Below are 16,148 nucleotides of genomic sequence, written 5' to 3'. Positions count from 1 at the left end.
GCCTTGTAATGGTGCTTATCAAGCCAAACCCAACGGTGCGCAAAATGCATCTGATTGATGCAACGCTCATCTGCGAAAATGGTAAATGCAGCCGGGGGCGGCCTGCGGGCGGGGTCGCGCGCTGATGCCAGTGGGTTCGATGATGCGCTTGTGTCGCCAGATCTGTTTGAAATCAGTCTGAACGGGACAAGCTGGTGTACGGATCGCACGAGTGTCCTGAGGCGAAACACCGTTGCGCGTGATCGTCGCGCAGCGGCGTTTCAGGTCGTGACGGCCCGGTTTAGCTGATTTTGCCCAGATCGTTGATCAGTTGGTTCAAGTTGCCGCCGCGTGCGTCCAGCATGGCCCCGATCTCGGTGCGTTCGGTTAACAACAGGTTCACCCCTTCAATGAACATATTGAAGAATTTCCCGCTGCCAGACTTGTCCGACACCAGGAATGTCACTTCGAACGGCGACGATCCGCGCAGCTTGACCGAGGTGCGCACCTCGTAGCCTGCCTTGATCTTGCGCGCGTTGCGCACCGTGACTTCGCCGCCGATGAATTCCCGGAAGCGGCGGCCATATTTGCGCGAGATATAGCCTTGGAACGCGCGGGTGAACTGGCGCAGTTGTGCAGGAGAGGCACTGCGCGCTTCGACACCCAAAGCATAACGCGCCATGATCGGCACGTCGCCATACTGCACAAAAATCTTTTCAAAATCGCGCAGCATCGCGTTTTCGGATTTGCCCGAGGCAATCACGCGGTTGATATCTGCCACCACTGAATTGACCAGTTGCATGGCACCCGCCTCAGTCAGCGCGAAAGCGGGCAAGGGCAGGCCGGCTGCCGCCAGCCCGGTCACGGTGGTGGCGATAAACTGGCGTCGGTGCATCAGGTTACTCGGCATAGGGGTCCTCATAGGGGTCTAGGGAGGGATCTAGCAAGGGGTCCCTGACAGGGTCGGTCCCGGCGTCGGAATACGGGTCATCATACAATCCCAGATAGGCATCTTCATCGTCGCGTGCCAGCTCAAAGCGGCGGTTTTGCAGATAGATCGTGCGGGCCTGTGCATAGCTGTCGGCGCTTTCGTACAGAATCGAGTCGATGGTATCAGAGAAACGCCCCCGATCCCCCATACGCCGCACGATTTCAGCATAGACGCCAACGTTGTCGACCGGTCGCACCGGCGAAAAGTTGATCGGGTTTGAGAACAGGTTGAAGACGACACCAACGGCATCGCGCGCCGTTGAGGGTCCATAGAACGGCAGCTCGACATAGGCACCTTCGTTGACGCCCCAGACATGAAGCGTTTCGCCGAAATCTGTGTCGACGGGGGGCAGGCCCAGCTCTTCCGCCGGAGCAAACAGACCAAAGCCGCCAATCGTCGAGTTGACGGCAAACCGCAGCAGTGCGTTACCTGACTGTTTCAGATTGCCCTGCAGCAGGTAGTCAAGCGCCTGGCCGGGCATCGTGAGGTTTATGGCGAAGTTATTGAAGCTCGTGACCACCGGATCCGGTACGATCTTGACGTAGCTTTTCGATGCTGGCCGGAACAGATACCGGTCCACGCCTAGATTGAACTTGTGAATGCCACGGTTGGTGTTTTCGTAGGGGTCGAATATCTCGCCCCGGGCGGCGGCGTCTTGTGGTTGGGACGCACAAGCCGAGAGAACCGTCATAATGGCCAGAATAAACAAGTGCTTTGGGCGGATAGGGCTTGGCACGGTCTTCGGTACTCCAAAAAATTACCCGGTGGTGTGGCCGGGCCTTCAATCAATACGGGCCTTTGCGGTCTTCGTGTCGCAATTGGTCTCACATAGACCTTTCGCGTGGAATTTGAAACAACAACTCGCATGTACCCCAGCCAGTAGGTTCGGGTAAAGTGACACGATATCAACACATCCTGAATAAGTGGAGAGGCGCCCAGATCGCCGATGATCGGAGAAATGCCGCTTTCCCGCTTTTCGAGACGGCGTTTCCCGTTTAGCGTCCCGGCTGACTGGAACCCTTGGAGACCCTTTCTATGAGCATCGCAGCAAAACTGGACAGCCTTGGCATCACGTTGCCGGACGCGCCCGCCCCAGCGGCCAACTACGTCCCTTTCGTTCGGATCGGCAACATCGTCTATGTTTCGGGCCAGATTTCGAAAGATGATGATCTGATCACCGGCAAGCTGGGCGATGACATGGATGTGGATGCGGGTGCCGCGGCGGCCAAGGTCTGCGCGATCAACCTGCTGGCGCAGGTCAAAGCGGCCTGTGGCGGCGATATCGACAAGCTGGTGCGCGTGATCAAACTGACCGGTTTCGTGAATTCGACCGCCGATTTCACCGCGCAGCCGCAGGTGATCAACGGCGCGTCCGATTTCCTCGTCGAGGCGCTGGGAGAGGCCGGTCGCCATTCCCGTTCCGCCGTCAGCGCGGCCTCGCTGCCGCTGGGTGTTGCGGTCGAAATCGAAGGTATCTTCGAGGTCCAATGACCCCGCCGTTGCCATCCGAATTCCTGCAGCGCCCGATCGCGCATCGGGCGCTGCATGATGTCGCGGATCAGCGCCCCGAGAACAGCCGGGCCGCGATTCGTGCTGCGATTGACGCCGGTTACGGGATCGAGATCGATCTTCAGCTCACCTCGGATGGCCGCGCGATGGTGTTTCATGACTACGACCTGAAGCGCCTGACCGGGCAGCCTGGCCCAATCCAACAAATCACGACCACGCAGGCGCAACGGCTGACACTATTGCAGTCCGAGGACGAGGGCATCCCGACTCTGGATGAGGTACTGGACCTTGTCGCAGGCCGTGCGCCGTTGCTGATCGAGCTTAAGGATCAGGATGGCGCGATGGGTTCGAATGTAGGCACGCTCGAAGCAGACACTGCGCGGGCGTTGCAGGGCTATGACGGTCCGGTGGCGCTGATGTCGTTCAACCCCAATTCGGTGGCCGAGCTGGCTCGGGTTGCGCCTCACCTGCCACGCGGGCTTGTGACCTGTTCCTACGACCCAAAGGTTGAGCTGCTGCCCACCGAAGTCTGCGATCATCTGCGTACCATCCCCGATTTCCAACGCTCCGGCGCAAGTTTCATCAGCCACGAGGCCGCTGATCTGACCCGTCCGCGCGTGGCCGAGATCAAGGCACAGGGTGTGCCTGTCCTGTGCTGGACCATCCGTTCGCCCGAACAAGAGGCTGAGGCGCGACAGGTTGCCGACAATGTGACCTTCGAGGGATACCTTGCCGCATATCCGGGTTGAACCGCGATCCGTCCGTCACAGATAAAGACAAAAGCGCGGAGGGCACATGGATCAGGCACAGATCGAAGTTCGGATTCTGACGTCGCTCTCGCAGATTCAGGCGAGCGACTGGGATGCGTGTGCCTGCCCCGAAGCAACGGATGGCGGGCGGCCGCTTGATCCGTTTACCACGCATCGGTTCCTGTGGGCATTGGAAGAGAGCGGCTCGGTCGGGCGGGGTACCGGCTGGCAGCCTCAGTATCTGACGGCCTATCTGGACGGGATGCTGATTGGCGCGGCCCCGATGTACGCAAAGTCACATTCTCAGGGCGAGTACATCTTTGATCACAGTTGGGCCCATGCTTATGAAAACGCGGGCGGTCGGTACTATCCGAAGTTACAGATCGCGGTGCCGTTTACCCCTGCAACCGGGCGTCGGTTCTTGGTCCGGCCGGGATATGAGGCAATGGGCATGTCCGCGCTGGTGCAAGGTGCGGTGCAACTGGCTGCAGAAAATCGCATCTCGTCCCTGCACGCCACCTTCTGCACCGAGGGCGAGGCGCTGGCTGGCGAGCAGATGGGTCTGCTGGTCCGGCATTCGCAGCAGTTTCACTGGCTGAACGACAGCTACGCGGATTTTGACGGTTTTCTGGCGGCGCTGTCCTCGCGCAAGCGCAAGAACATCCGCAAGGAACGTGCGCAGGCCTGCGATTTTGGTGGCCAGATTCGGACGATCACGGGCGATGATCTGCGACCCGAACATTGGGACGCGTTCTGGCGCTTTTACCAGGATACCGGTGCGCGCAAATGGGGCGCTCCCTATCTGACGCGGCAGTTCTTTGATATTGCGCATGAAACCATGGCTGATGATATCGCGTTGGTGTTGGCAGAACGCAATGGATATGCGGTGGCGGGTGCGCTGAACTTCATCGGACACGAAACGCTCTATGGTCGTTATTGGGGCTGCGTCGAACACCACCCCTGCCTGCATTTCGAGCTGTGCTATTATCGGGCGATTGATTTCGCCATTGCCGAAGGGCTGGCGCGGGTCGAAGCGGGTGCGCAGGGCGAACACAAGCTGGCGCGCGGCTACCTGCCGACCCGTACGCATAGCTTGCATTGGGTCGGGGATCCGGGTTTTGCTGATGCGGTTCAGAAATTTCTGGACGCCGAAGCCCACGCGGTGGGAGAAGAGATCGAGATTCTGACGGATTATGGTCCGTTCAGGAAATCGAACCCGGAGGAACAGCAATGACCGAACTTCTGTCGACCGAGACCCGAGGCCCTCTGCTGGACCCGCTGTTCAGAAATGGATGGACGATGGTCGAGGATCGCGATGCCATCACCAAGACCTTTATCTTCGAAGATTTCGTGCATGCTTTTGGTTGGATGACACAGGTGGCGATCTTTGCCGAGAAATGGAACCACCACCCGGAATGGTCTAATGTTTACCGCACGGTCGAGGTCACGCTGTCCACCCATGACGTGGGCGGCCTCTCGGCGCTGGACGCCAAACTGGCCCGCAAGATGGACAGCCTGATCTAAATTCTGGCGCTAGTCCAGCTGGCCGTTGCCATCCTGATCGGCGGCGTCAAAATCGCTTTGCATCTGCGCGTCATATTCATCCCGTGAGATCAGGTTATCGCGGTTTCGGTCGACTGCCTGGAACTGTTTGATATCCAGAAACGGCTTAGCCTCGTTCAGGCCCAGTGTGCCGTTTTTGTCGTCGTCCATCTCCTGAAACGCATAGTCCGAGAAGGCATTGAATTCATCCCGCGACAGGAAACCGTCATTGTTGCTGTCGATGGACTTCAGTTCGGCCTCGTTCAGCTGCGACACGCTCTCGGCACTGGCTGTCGTGGCCAGTGCGATGGTGGCGATGGCGATACAGATATGCTTCATCTCAGCCCCCTCAACACGCATAGCTTTGACCGGCTGCGCCGCCCGCAACGGCTCCGGCCGCTGTCAGGATTGATTTACCCGATCCACCGCCGAATTGATTGCCCAATGCGCCGCCGATCAATATGCCGCCCACGGTACCGCTGAGGCATGCGATTTCATGCTGACGCGCCGCCTGTTGTTGCGGCGTTGGGGCCGGACCACAGGCGGCAAGCGCCCCGGCGGCGCCAAGAACTAAGGTGATCACTTTCAAACGCATCAATGAACTCCCGCAATGTATGCTGCCGATTTTGGCAGATCGGGACGTTGCATCAAGTTAATTTCGGTTCATGTGCCCCGGTTGCGCCGGGGCACGTGATGTCAGATGGATTGCAGCAAACCCTCGCCTGCCGACACTTCGCATGCGCCGGGGTTTTCTTCGAGGTTCAGTGCCATGACCTTGCCGTCTTCAACCAGCATCGCATAGCGTTTCGAGCGCGCAATAAGGCCCGCAGGCGGGGCGTCGAAATCCATACCAATGGCTTTGGTGAACTCTGATGCAGCGTCGGCCAGCATGGTCAGGCCGGCCTCGGATGCGCCGGTTGCTTCGCCCCAGGCTTTCATCACAAACGGATCGTTGACCGAAATGCAGATGATCTCATCCACACCTTTTGCATCGAACTGATCCTTGGTGCGCATGAAACTGGGTACATGGGCAGAATGACAGGTCGGCGTGAAAGCGCCCGGCACGGCAAAGATCACAACCTTACGCCCTTTGGTCTTGTCTGAAATCCGCACTTCCTCGGGGCCTTCAGCGCCCATCTGTGTCAGCGTGGCTTCGGGCAGCGTGTCACCTGTTGCAATCATTTTTCAGCTCCTGTCATTTGGATTTGCAGAGTCGGGCTGTGCCGCAATATAGGTGGTCCAAACAAAGAGACCATGGGTATTCTGCAGGGTGAGCACAACATGAGCCATATCGTCGTGATCGGGGCAGGGCAGGCCGGTGCCTCGTTGGTGGCGCGGCTGCGCAAGGACGGGTTTGCGGGTGACATCACCCTGATCGGGGCCGAGCCGCATCTGCCCTATCAGCGCCCGCCGCTGTCCAAGGCCTATCTGCTGGGCGAGATGGATCTGGACCGCCTGTTCCTGCGGCCCGAAAGCTTTTATGCCGAGAACAACATCACCCTGCGTCTGGGTCAGCGCGTGAACGGCATCGACCCGCAGGCCAAGACGGTTTCGCTGGGCGATGAGGTCATCTCATACGACGAACTCGCCCTGACCACCGGGTCCGATCCCCGCCGCCTGCCCGCCGCGATCGGCGGCGATCTGGACGGTGTGCACGTGGTCCGCGATCTGGCCCATATCGACGCGCTGGAGCCCGGCGTCAAAGACGGCGCGCGCGCTGATTGTGGGCGGCGGTTATATCGGGCTTGAGGCCGCAGCCGTCTGTGCCAAGCGCGGGGTCAAGGTCACTCTGGTCGAGATGGCGGATCGTATCCTGCAACGGGTCGCGGCACCCGAGACCAGCGATTATTTCCGCGCGCTGCATTCCGAATACGGCGCAGACATCCGCGAAGGGGTCGGGCTGGACCGTCTGATCGGGGAAGATGGCCATGTGACGGGGGCCGTCCTGACGGATGGCTCGGAACTGGCGGTGGATTTCGTCATTGTCGGCGTGGGTATTGCGCCCGCGACCCAACTGGCTGAGATGGCGGGTCTGGAACTGGATAACGGTATCAAGACCGACGCCCATGGCCGCACCTCGGATCCCTCGATCTGGGCGGCAGGCGATTGCGCGTCCTTCCCGCATGGCGAGGGGCGCATTCGTCTGGAAAGCGTGCCGAACGCAATCGATCAGGCCGAGATTGTGGCCCAGAACATGCTGGGCGCGGCCAAGGACTATGTGGCGACGCCGTGGTTCTGGTCGGATCAGTATGACGTCAAGCTGCAGATCGCTGGCCTGAACACGGGCTATGACCGCGTCGTCACCCGCAAGGGGCAGGGCGCAACGGTGTCCTTCTGGTACTACAAGGGCGATCAGCTGATTGCCGTGGACGCGATGAACGACCCGCGCGCCTATATGGTCGGCAAGCGCCTGATCGACGCGGGAAAAACCGCAGATCCGGCGGTGGTCGCCGACCCGGATGCGGACCTCAAACCGCTGCTCAAAGCGTGAGAATCATCGCCGGAGAGTTCCGGGGCCGGGCGCTGGCTTCGGTCGGCAAAGGCGACGCGGGCGCACATCTGCGCCCCACCACGGACCGGGTGCGCGAAAGCCTGTTCAATGTGCTCAGCCACCAGATCGACTTCGACGGTCTGCGCGTTCTGGACCTGTTCGCAGGCACCGGCGCGTTGGGGCTCGAGGCGCTGTCGCGCGGCGCGGCGCATGTCACATTCGTCGATGATGGGCGCGTGGCGCAGGGTCTGATCCGCAAGAATATCGACCTGACCGGCAGCAAGACCCGCACCGACCTGATCCGCCGCGATGCCACCCGACTAGGCGACAACCCCGGCGCGCCCTATGATCTGATCTTCCTCGACCCGCCTTACGGCAAGGCGCTGGGCCAGAAAGCCCTCGCCGCCCTGTCCGGCGGCTGGTTGGCGGATGACGCCCTGATCGTCTGGGAAGAAAACGCCCCCATGGCCGCCCCCGACGGGTTCACCCTGAGCGATACGCGCAAATATGGCGACACGCATATCTCGTTGATGTGGAGGGAGGCCCCCGATGCATGATCTGGTCATCTTCGATTGCGACGGCGTTCTGGTCGACAGCGAGGTTCTGTCCAATCAGGTCATGGTCGACAATTTCGCCCGCTATGGCCTGGACCTCAGCCTTTCCGAATGCATGGGGCTGTTTGTCGGCGGCACCATGACCAGCGTGCGCGACAAGGCGCGGGCGCTGGGGGCCGATCTGCCCGATGACTGGACCGAGCAGATTTATGCGGAAATCTATACGGCTTTGAAGGCGGGCACGCCGCTGGTCGAAGGTATTCCCGACCTGCTGGCGCAACTGGACGCGCAGGGTATCCCCTATTGCGTCGCCTCCAACGGTCGGCCCGAGAAGATGCAGATCACCCTTGGCCAAAACGGGCTGTGGGGCCGGTTCAAAGACGTGATGTTCTCGGCCCATGAACTGGGCACCGGCAAGCCCGAGCCCACGCTGTTCCTGACCGCCGCGCAGCATTTCGGCGCGCAGAACCCGGTGGTGATCGAAGACAGCGAAAACGGCGTCACCGCCGCGATCCGGGCCGATATGCGCTGCCTTGCCTATGCCGCCCATGATGATGGCGCGCGTCTGGCCGCGCTGGGGGCCGAGGTCTTTACGGATATGTCACAAGTGCCCGGGCTTTTGGGACTCTGAGCGCGAAACATGGTAAGGTCCGGCCATGGACCGCGCCATCTCACCCCCGCTCTGGACCTTTGCCAAGGATACGGACACCACCACCGGGCCGCCGCCCAAGCCGATGCGCGCGCCGGTGTTCATCCATGACGCGGTGATCCCGTGGCGGGATGAGACATTGCTGCTGAAACTGCTGCGCGATCAGGCGGAAGATCAGGAGGAATAGGTCGGGTGATATTTATCGCCCGGTGACAGGGTGAAAATCTCGACCCCATCTGCCGTTACACCCACCGAATGCTCAAACTGCGCCGACAGCGATTTGTCGCGGGTCACGGCGGTCCAGTCATCGGCCAGCGTCTTGGTCTCGGGGCGGCCCAGATTAACCATGGGCTCGATGGTAAAGAACATGCCCTCTTCCAACACCGCACCGGTGCCCGGACGCCCGTAATGCAGCACGTTTGGTGGCGCATGGAACACCCGGCCCAGACCATGACCGCAGAAATCGCGGACAACGCTCATCCGGTGCGCCTCGACATAAGCCTGAATGGCGTGGCCGATATCGCCGAACGTATTGCCCGGCTTGACCATCTCGATGCCCTTGAACAGCGCGTCATGGGTCACCTGAATCAGCCGTTCCGCCTTGCGGGGCAGCTTGCCCGCCACATACATGCGCGAGGTATCGCCGAACCAGCCATCGACGATGACGGTGACGTCGATATTCAGGATATCGCCATCCTTCAGCTTTTTGTCGCCGGGAATGCCGTGGCAGACCACATGGTTCACGCTGATACAGCTGGCGTGCTTGTAACCTTTATAGCCAATCGTCGCCGAAGTCGCGCCCGCGTCCTCGACCATCCGGGTGATCAGCCCGTCGATCGCGCCCGTGGTCTGGCCCACAAACACATGGTCTGCAATGTCATCCAATATCCGCGCCGCCAGGGCCCCTGCCGCGTGCATTCCGGCAAAGTCACCCTGTTCGTAAATGCGGATACCGTCCTTCGTCAGGCGGCCACGATGTTCTTTCATCGACGCTTGGCTCCAAATATTTCGCGCAGCGCCCCTTTTACGCTGCTTGTGCAGAAAGTTCCAGAGGCTGCGACCTTTGGCCAATCAAATGGCGTTGAAGGCAGCATCTTCAATCTTTGACTGCTTGAAATCTCGGATAGGGTGACGAAACGCCTCAGAATCGATGCAGGGAAAGTGATGAAGAAATGGATCGCGGTTTTGCTGGTTCTGACACTGTCCGGCTGCCGGGATGAGGTGACGCTTCTGTCGGGGTCCGAGATAAAGGCGCTGCTGGCCAAAGATCGCAAGATCGCGTTTGACAGATTCCACTATTCCGGGACGGCAACCCTTAGGGCGGATGAAACCTTTGAGGTCCTTATCCCGCGATTGGGACAGGATAGTGGCGTTTGGTGGCTGGATGGTGACAAGCTGTGCAGTCGCTGGAAATCGTTTCAGCAGGGTCGCCAGCTTTGCGCGCGGGTCGGACGGCTGCCGGATGGCGGATATCGCGGTCAGTTTCCGAAATCGGGCGCGTTGATCGGGAATTTTCGGTTCGAGGACTGAATTCAGGCAAATTCCCAACGTCGCATGGGATCAACCCAAACGCCGTCTGGCGAGATCCGCGTACCGACGACCAGCCGCTCAACCCCCTTGGCCGCCTCGAACGCCGCCGCATAGGCCGGATCGATATCCGCAGCCAGCGTGAACCGGTCGCAATCGGTGCGCTGCACCAGATACAGCAACACCGCCCGATGCCCCTGTGCTGCCATCGCCGCCAACTCACCCAGATGTTTGGTGCCGCGCGCGGTCACGCTGTCGGGAAACTCTGCCAGACCGGGCTGGCGCGAAAGCGTGACGCTTTTGACTTCGACATAAGCATCCGGCAGGCCCGGTTGGGTCAGCAGGAAATCGATGCGGCTGTTCTCGCCGTATTTCACCTCGGGGCGGACGGTTTCATAGGCGGCCAGTTCCGGGATCTCGCGCGCCATCAGCGCCGCCCGCAGCGCCCGGTTCGGCAGCGAGGTATCGACCCCGGTGAAATGCCCGTTCTCATGATCAACCAGCCGCCAGCCGTATTTCAGCTTTTTCTTCGGATCGTCATTGGGCTCCAGCCAGATTTTCTCACCCGGTTCCGCCAGCCCCATCATCGAGCCCGGATTGGCGCAATGGGCCGTCACCTCGCGCCCGTCTTCCAGCGTGCAATCGGCCAGAAAGCGTTTATAGCGGCGGATCAGGCGGGCGGGGACAAGGGGGGTTTCAAATCGCATGGCCATGGGCCTATACCTGCCACATGGGCCGATCAAGAGGGAGGGCGCGCCATGGCCAATCCAACCGCCGCAATGCTGGTGATCGGGGATGAGATCCTGTCGGGCCGCACCCGCGACGCCAATATGCACTACCTTGCCGGAGAGCTGACCAAGCACGGCATCGACCTGAAAGAAGTGCGAATTGTCAGCGACGACGCCGCTGCGATTGAGGGCGCTGTAAAAGCGCTGTCAGATGCCTACGACAACGTGTTCACCAGCGGAGGTATCGGCCCGACTCATGACGATATCACCGCCGACTGCATCGCACGTGCATTTGGCCGCTCGATTGATGTACGCGCCGACGCGCGCGCTCTGCTCGAGGCGCATTACGACAAATCCGGGTTGGAGCTGAATGCCGCCCGCCTGCGCATGGCGCGCATCCCCGAAGGCGCGGCGTTGATCGATAACCCGGTCTCGACTGCGCCGGGCTTCACGCTCGGCAATGTGCATGTCATGGCCGGTGTACCTTCGGTGTTCCGCGCTATGGTCGCCAGCGTTTTGCCCGCGCTAACCGGTGGTCGCCCGCTTTTGTCCCAAACCCTGCGTGTGGATCGGGGCGAGGGTGATATCGCGGCGATGCTGGCTGTGCTGGCCGAGGATTTCGCTGATCTTTCGATCGGTTGTTATCCATTTCAGATCAACGGCGTCTTCGGGGCCAATGTTGTGGTGCGCGGTACCGAGGGTGCGCGCATTGACGCTGCCATCACGCGTCTGGCGAAAGAGCTTGAGCTTTGAGCATCGACTGGCCCGCCATCGTCGACGGCACATGGCCCGCGGCCGGGTATGACAGGCTGGGGCCTTTCCGGCTGCGGCGCGGGCAGGGCGGCGGGTCGCGTGTGTCGGCGGCCAGCCGGCTTGGGGGCGTACATGAGGGCGATATCGACAGCGCCGAAGCCGCGATGGAGGCGATTGGACAGAAACGCCTCTTTTGCCTCTGGCCGGGGGATGAGGCACTGGATGCGCAGTTGGCTGCCCGTGGCTACGACATTCTTGATCCGGTCAACATCTATACTTGCCCGGCAGCGCATCTGACCGATACGCCCCTGCCGCGCGTCACCGTGTTCAACGTCTGGGAACCGCTGGCGATTATGCGCGAGGTCTGGGCGCAGGGCGGCATCGGGCCCGAACGGCTGGCCATCATGCACCGCGCGCCAGGGCCGAAGACGGGCCTGCTGATCCGCCGCAATGATCAGCCCGCCGGGGCCGGGTTTGTGGCCATTCATAACGATATCGCCATGGTCCATGCGCTGGAAATCCTGCCCGACCACCGCCGTCAGGGCATGGGCGCTTGGGCGATGCGCGCCGCGGCGTTCTGGGCGCTGGACAATGGCGCAAAGACCCTTAGCGTGATCTGTACCAAGGCGAATGCCGGGGCCAACGGGCTCTATCAGGCGCTGGGGATGGAGATCGCGGGCGAATATCACTATCGCCAGCAGGTTTGAGGAGAGCGAAGTGACCACACAGGACATGCCCACCGCCCTGAACCTGCCGATGGTGGACCCGCTGCCGCCCGAGACGCAGAAATATTTCGATATCTGCGTCGAGAAACTGGGCATGGTCCCCAACGTGCTGCGCGCCCATGCCTTCGACATCGACAAGCTGAACACGTTCACGGCGATGTATAACGACCTGATGCTGGCCGATAGCGGGCTGACCAAGTTGGAACGCGAGATGATCGCCGTTGTGGTCTCGTCCATCAACAAGTGTTTCTACTGCCTCGTGGCCCATGGCGCGGCGGTGCGGCAGCTCTCGGGCGATCCGCAATTGGGTGAGATGCTGGTGATGAACTACCGCGTTGCACCCCTGAATGATCGCCAGCGTGCAATGCTGGATTTCGCGGCGCAGATGACCCACGCCAGCGCAACGGTCGAAGAGGCGGACCGCCAGCGCCTGCGCGATGCGGGCTTCAGCGACCGGGATATCTGGGACATTGCCAATGTTACTGGCTTTTTCAACATGACCAACCGTGTGGCGAGCGCAACAGCGATGGTCCCGAACCCCGAGTACCACGCCCAATTCCGATGATTCGTTGCCTATCTCTTTTCTTGGTCCTTCTGACCGAAGCCGCACTGGCGCAGGAGATTGCCCTGCCCAGCAGCGCGCGCCAGGTCAGCGAACGCATCAGCGCGCTCGACAGCTATGATCTGCCCACGGGCGTGTTCACCGATGGCGTGGTGCCTGCGCGCACAGCCGAAGGCCGCGTTGAGCGTTTGACATGGCGCTTGCAAGCGGGCTCGAGTACCACGCTGCAAATCCTTGCGCCCTTGCGCGATCAGTTGCAGGCGCAGGGGTATGACATCACCTTTGAATGCGAGGCGCGTACTTGTGGCGGCTTCGATTTTCGCTTTGGAACCGAGGTTGTGCCGACGCCCGATATGTATGTGGCAATTCATGATTATCGGTTTCTCTCGGCTACAAAAGGCGAGAACGCGCTGAGCCTGCTGGTCAGTCGTAACGAGCCTGATGGCTATGTGCAGATGATCCGCGTGACACCGGTCGGAACCCAACCTGCGCCACCTTTGGTGATCGAGGAAACCGTAGAGGGTACAGAGGGCCTGTTGAGTGATCTTGGTCAGAACGGTCATGTAATCCTTGACGACCTTCATTTCCGCACCGGCGAGGTGGCATTGGGTGAGGGGCCATTTACCTCGCTGGATTTGCTGGCGGGATATCTGACTGACAATCCGCAAGCTCGTCTGGCGCTGGTGGGTCACACCGATGATACAGGTGCGCTACAGGCCAATATCGCGGTCAGCAAACAACGCGCCGAGGCGGTTCGCACACGTCTGATCGAGGCACACGGCGTCGCCGCCGACCGGATCGAGGCGCAGGGCGCCGGTTATCTCGCCCCGATCACCTCAAACGCGACGCCCGAAGGACGCGACATAAACCGCCGGGTCGAGGCCGTCCTGCTGATCAACTAAGACCTGACGCAAAAAAAGACCCGCACTTTTCAGCGCGGGCCATCGAGGTGCCTCAGGGAGAATTCTACCAATCCATCGAGCCTTTTTCAGCATAGGCCTCGACAAGAAAATCAATGAATGCCCGAACTTTGGGCTGGGTGAAGCGACCGGGCGGATAAACGGCATAGATGCCCTGAACCTCGTCCGGCAGCGACGGCATCGCGTCTACGACCTCGCCGGATTTCAGCGCGTCCGCATAGAGATAGCTGGGCAGATGCGCGATCCCCAGACCAGAGATGGCTGCGTTCAGCAGCGATTGCCCGTCATTCACGCTCAGCCAGCCGGCGGTGCGCACCTGACGCTTTTCGCCCGACGGCGCAGTCAGTTTCCAGACACTGCCCGAAGACTGGCTGGAATAGTGCAGCAGCTTGTGTTCGTTCAGATCGTCGATCTTTTGCGGGCGCCCGAACTGTTCGATATATTTCGGCGAGGCAACCAGCCGCTTGACCGTCTCGGTCAGCTTGCGGGCACGCAGGGTGCTGTCTTCCAGCTCGCCAATGCGCACAGCGACGTCAAAGCCTTCGGAAATCAGTTCCACATAGCGGTTGTTCAGCACCATGTTGACCGTGATCTCGGGGTAGGCCGACAGAAAATCCGACAGGACCGGGGACAAATGATTGACGCCAAAATCTGTCGCCACACTGATCCGCAGCAGACCAGAAGGAGCCGATTGCATAGAGGTCACCAGCGCATCCGCCTCGCCCGCGTCGTTGAGAACGCGACGTGCGCGGTCGTAGTAAGCCAATCCAATCTCGGTCGGTGAAACACGGCGTGTGGTGCGGTTTAGCAGCCTCGCACCCAGCCGCGCCTCAAGGCTCGACACGTGTTTGGAAACGGCCGATTTGGAGATGCCCATTTTCTTGGCCGCGTCGGTGAAACCCCCTTGGTCCACCACGTTGGAAAAGGCCTCCATTTCGGTCAGTCGATCCATTATCGTACCCCAGGTCTTCAAGTTGTTGTCTCTTTATCGCGATCAATCTGGGCAAGAACGGGGCAGACATGGGATAATATCAGGGTTTTGAATCGGATAGTTTGCGACTGGGAAACGCCGGTGAGCTTTGGCACCGAACGACCAGATTCTGCGCAAACCCCCGGTTTCTGGACTTTCTCTCAAACGTGCTAAGATCAGAGTGGCATTTTTGTGACCACCCTTGCCCTCAGGGCTGTTTATTTTGCGGGCCTTTTCCACCAGGCGGAACAATAGTCACGATCGCTGCCAAAGCCAGCAGACTACCGATCGAGACGGCGGTAACGGCCCAGATCGGATCACCGTGGTGGGCAAGGGCGGCCAGACCGGCGGATATTACAATGACCACTATACGGGCCAATGTGGAGGCCACGGCCTGTGCCCGCACCCGCTGCGCCTTGGGGGCGCTGTCCATAAAGTACAGCATCCGTGCGCTGCCCAGCCCGGTGACTGCGACTGTTACGACAAATACGGTTACCGCATGAATATGCTCGCCGTGATCAAGCCCGCTGCGATGCAGGACGATCAGGACCAGACCCGAGACGAGGATCATACCGGCACCGCACAGCATGACCGCCCGATTCGACAGAATGGTCATTGTGCGCCAAAGGGGGGCGGCCACCATAAGTGCTGCAGCCGATGATACGACGAGGGCCGTCAGCCCTTGGGTCGAACTGTGGTGCGCCGCTGCGGCCAGGAGGGCGTAAAACGGAACCGATAACCCGGCGATCACAAAGGTGATGCGGATCGCGATAAACCTGCGGAACCAGGCTTCGGCCCACAAATCACGTGTATCCCGCCAAAACGCCCTAACCGCCTGCGCAGGAGATTGTCGCTGGTTGGCGACCTGCATAGGTTGCCGCGCCGTTTCGCGGATGCTTAGAATCAAGCAGGCCGATAGCATAAAGCACACCACACCGAACCCGATGACCAGACTGTGCCGTGTCGGGGCTGGTGCGTCCCGGACAAGCTGATGCAGCAGCAAAACGGTGATGATGGTCGCTGCCCCGCCGATGGTTTTTTGCGCATAGCTTAGCCGCATCCTGTCAGGTGAGGGCAGGGTATCGCTGATGAAGTCGACAATCATCAGGGTCTTGAACTCTTCCAACACGCCGATTGCGAAGATCACCGCGACAAAGGCGATCATCACCATCGTTTGCGAACCATAGAGCGCAACCAGAACAAGGGTCAGAAAGCAGGTGGCGATTGCCAAATCAACCCGGGCAATAACCGATGCTTTGCGCGGCAATCGAGCGACATATCCTGAAAGGATCATGTCCGACAGGGTTCCTGCGGCTTGCCTGACCGAGATCAAAAGCCCTGCCAGAACCAATGGCAGACCCATGGATACCGCTAGAAACGCCACCACGATCGACGGGTTCGCCATGGACCACGCCATTACCGATAACGAACCCTGTCCTGCCATCAGTGGTAGGGTATGACGGTTGGGCTGCATGCGGGTTTCAGTCACTGGCACGTCC

The 16,148-nt window shown here is 60.3% G+C and carries 22 protein-coding genes and 1 pseudogene; 14 read left to right on the top strand and 9 right to left on the bottom strand.

Annotated features, from left to right (window positions below):
- Positions 1–78 precede the first annotated feature (78 nt).
- Complete coding sequence (locus tag ACR3EN_RS04545) at positions 79–288, top strand: hypothetical protein (RefSeq protein ID WP_480843428.1); 210 nt, start codon at positions 79–81, stop codon at positions 286–288.
- Here the strand turns inward: ACR3EN_RS04545 and ACR3EN_RS04540 are convergent.
- Both ACR3EN_RS04540 and ACR3EN_RS04535 read right to left on the bottom strand, forming a co-directional pair.
- Positions 281–889, bottom strand: coding sequence for an MlaC/ttg2D family ABC transporter substrate-binding protein (locus tag ACR3EN_RS04540; RefSeq protein ID WP_480824242.1), 609 nt, complete (start codon positions 887–889; stop codon positions 281–283). The two genes, ACR3EN_RS04545 and ACR3EN_RS04540, sit on opposite strands and share 8 nt — an antisense overlap.
- A complete protein-coding gene (locus ACR3EN_RS04535; RefSeq protein WP_480843430.1) occupies positions 879–1,661 on the bottom strand; it encodes an MlaA family lipoprotein in 783 nt (260 codons plus the stop codon). Before ACR3EN_RS04535 ends, ACR3EN_RS04540 begins: the two co-directional genes overlap by 11 nt.
- Positions 1,662–2,005: 344 nt before the next feature.
- On the opposite strand from ACR3EN_RS04535, the gene ACR3EN_RS04530 reads away from it, so the two are divergent.
- The 4 genes from ACR3EN_RS04530 to ACR3EN_RS04515 are packed head-to-tail and all read left to right on the top strand — an operon-like array spanning position 2,006 to position 4,752.
- Positions 2,006–2,461 (top strand): RidA family protein, encoded by a 456-nt coding sequence (locus tag ACR3EN_RS04530; protein ID WP_480824246.1) that lies wholly within the window; start codon positions 2,006–2,008, stop codon positions 2,459–2,461.
- On the top strand, positions 2,458–3,228 hold the full coding sequence (locus ACR3EN_RS04525) for a glycerophosphodiester phosphodiesterase family protein (RefSeq protein WP_480824248.1): 771 nt from the start codon (positions 2,458–2,460) through the stop codon (positions 3,226–3,228). Before ACR3EN_RS04530 ends, ACR3EN_RS04525 begins: the two co-directional genes overlap by 4 nt.
- 46 nt (positions 3,229–3,274) lie before the next feature.
- Positions 3,275–4,462: a GNAT family N-acetyltransferase gene (locus tag ACR3EN_RS04520; RefSeq protein ID WP_480824250.1), complete on the top strand. Its 1,188-nt coding sequence runs from the start codon at positions 3,275–3,277 to the stop codon at positions 4,460–4,462.
- Complete coding sequence (locus ACR3EN_RS04515; protein ID WP_480471572.1) at positions 4,459–4,752, top strand: 4a-hydroxytetrahydrobiopterin dehydratase; 294 nt, start codon at positions 4,459–4,461, stop codon at positions 4,750–4,752. Before ACR3EN_RS04520 ends, ACR3EN_RS04515 begins: the two co-directional genes overlap by 4 nt.
- Before the next feature lie 9 nt (positions 4,753–4,761).
- On the opposite strand, the gene ACR3EN_RS04510 is transcribed toward ACR3EN_RS04515, so the two are convergent.
- The 3 genes from ACR3EN_RS04510 to ACR3EN_RS04500 form a co-directional block, all read right to left on the bottom strand.
- Entirely contained in the window at positions 4,762–5,109 is a 348-nt protein-coding gene (locus ACR3EN_RS04510; protein ID WP_480824252.1) for an EF-hand domain-containing protein, read from the bottom strand.
- Positions 5,110–5,119: 10 nt separating this feature from the next.
- Positions 5,120–5,365 carry a glycine zipper 2TM domain-containing protein gene (locus ACR3EN_RS04505; RefSeq protein WP_480824254.1) on the bottom strand — a complete coding sequence of 82 codons (246 nt, stop codon included), beginning with the start codon at positions 5,363–5,365 and terminating at the stop codon, positions 5,120–5,122.
- A 101-nt stretch (positions 5,366–5,466) separates the two neighbouring features.
- Complete coding sequence (locus ACR3EN_RS04500) at positions 5,467–5,952, bottom strand: redoxin family protein (protein WP_480824256.1); 486 nt, start codon at positions 5,950–5,952, stop codon at positions 5,467–5,469.
- Positions 5,953–6,051: 99 nt separating this feature from the next.
- On the opposite strand from ACR3EN_RS04500, the pseudogene ACR3EN_RS04495 reads away from it, so the two are divergent.
- The 4 genes and pseudogenes from ACR3EN_RS04495 (at position 6,052) to ACR3EN_RS04480 (ending at position 8,651) form a co-directional block, all read left to right on the top strand.
- Positions 6,052–7,261, top strand: a pseudogene (locus ACR3EN_RS04495) (NAD(P)/FAD-dependent oxidoreductase).
- A complete protein-coding gene (gene rsmD / locus ACR3EN_RS04490) occupies positions 7,258–7,818 on the top strand; it encodes a 16S rRNA (guanine(966)-N(2))-methyltransferase RsmD (protein ID WP_480824258.1) in 561 nt (186 codons plus the stop codon). Before ACR3EN_RS04495 ends, rsmD begins: the two are co-directional and overlap by 4 nt.
- Positions 7,811–8,446, top strand: a complete 636-nt coding sequence (locus ACR3EN_RS04485) for an HAD family hydrolase (protein ID WP_480824260.1) — start codon at positions 7,811–7,813, stop codon at positions 8,444–8,446. Before rsmD ends, ACR3EN_RS04485 begins: the two co-directional genes overlap by 8 nt.
- Positions 8,447–8,471: 25 nt before the next feature.
- Positions 8,472–8,651: a hypothetical protein gene (locus ACR3EN_RS04480; protein ID WP_480824262.1), complete on the top strand. Its 180-nt coding sequence runs from the start codon at positions 8,472–8,474 to the stop codon at positions 8,649–8,651.
- On the opposite strand, the gene map is transcribed toward ACR3EN_RS04480, so the two are convergent.
- Entirely contained in the window at positions 8,639–9,451 is an 813-nt protein-coding gene (map, locus tag ACR3EN_RS04475; RefSeq protein ID WP_480824264.1) for a type I methionyl aminopeptidase, read from the bottom strand. The two genes, ACR3EN_RS04480 and map, sit on opposite strands and share 13 nt — an antisense overlap.
- Before the next feature lie 177 nt (positions 9,452–9,628).
- Between map and ACR3EN_RS04470 the strand changes: the two genes are divergently transcribed.
- Entirely contained in the window at positions 9,629–9,994 is a 366-nt protein-coding gene (locus tag ACR3EN_RS04470; RefSeq protein WP_480824266.1) for a hypothetical protein, read from the top strand.
- A gap of 2 nt (positions 9,995–9,996) precedes the next feature.
- Here the strand turns inward: ACR3EN_RS04470 and sfsA are convergent, their stop codons facing one another.
- Entirely contained in the window at positions 9,997–10,698 is a 702-nt protein-coding gene (gene sfsA / locus ACR3EN_RS04465; protein ID WP_480824581.1) for a DNA/RNA nuclease SfsA, read from the bottom strand.
- A 51-nt stretch (positions 10,699–10,749) separates the two neighbouring features.
- On the opposite strand from sfsA, the gene ACR3EN_RS04460 reads away from it, so the two are divergent.
- The 4 genes from ACR3EN_RS04460 to ACR3EN_RS04445 are packed head-to-tail and all read left to right on the top strand — an operon-like array spanning position 10,750 to position 13,661.
- Positions 10,750–11,472 (top strand): competence/damage-inducible protein A, encoded by a 723-nt coding sequence (locus ACR3EN_RS04460; protein WP_480824268.1) that lies wholly within the window; start codon positions 10,750–10,752, stop codon positions 11,470–11,472.
- Entirely contained in the window at positions 11,469–12,179 is a 711-nt protein-coding gene (locus ACR3EN_RS04455; protein ID WP_480824270.1) for a GNAT family N-acetyltransferase, read from the top strand. Before ACR3EN_RS04460 ends, ACR3EN_RS04455 begins: the two co-directional genes overlap by 4 nt.
- Positions 12,180–12,204: 25 nt before the next feature.
- Positions 12,205–12,762 carry a peroxidase-related enzyme gene (locus ACR3EN_RS04450; protein WP_480824583.1) on the top strand — a complete coding sequence of 186 codons (558 nt, stop codon included), beginning with the start codon at positions 12,205–12,207 and terminating at the stop codon, positions 12,760–12,762.
- A complete protein-coding gene (locus tag ACR3EN_RS04445) occupies positions 12,759–13,661 on the top strand; it encodes an OmpA family protein (protein ID WP_480824272.1) in 903 nt (300 codons plus the stop codon). The genes ACR3EN_RS04450 and ACR3EN_RS04445 overlap by 4 nt, the downstream gene beginning before the upstream one ends.
- A gap of 64 nt (positions 13,662–13,725) precedes the next feature.
- Here ACR3EN_RS04445 and ACR3EN_RS04440 read toward each other — a convergent pair whose 3' ends face one another.
- Complete coding sequence (locus ACR3EN_RS04440; protein ID WP_480824274.1) at positions 13,726–14,631, bottom strand: LysR family transcriptional regulator; 906 nt, start codon at positions 14,629–14,631, stop codon at positions 13,726–13,728.
- 226 nt (positions 14,632–14,857) lie between these two features.
- Positions 14,858–16,138 (bottom strand): MFS transporter, encoded by a 1,281-nt coding sequence (locus ACR3EN_RS04435; protein WP_480824276.1) that lies wholly within the window; start codon positions 16,136–16,138, stop codon positions 14,858–14,860.
- Positions 16,139–16,148 lie beyond the last annotated feature (10 nt).

The sequence above is a fragment of the Ruegeria sp. G7 genome (assembly GCF_056535465.1).
This window is presented reverse-complemented; position numbering and strand designations above follow the sequence as displayed.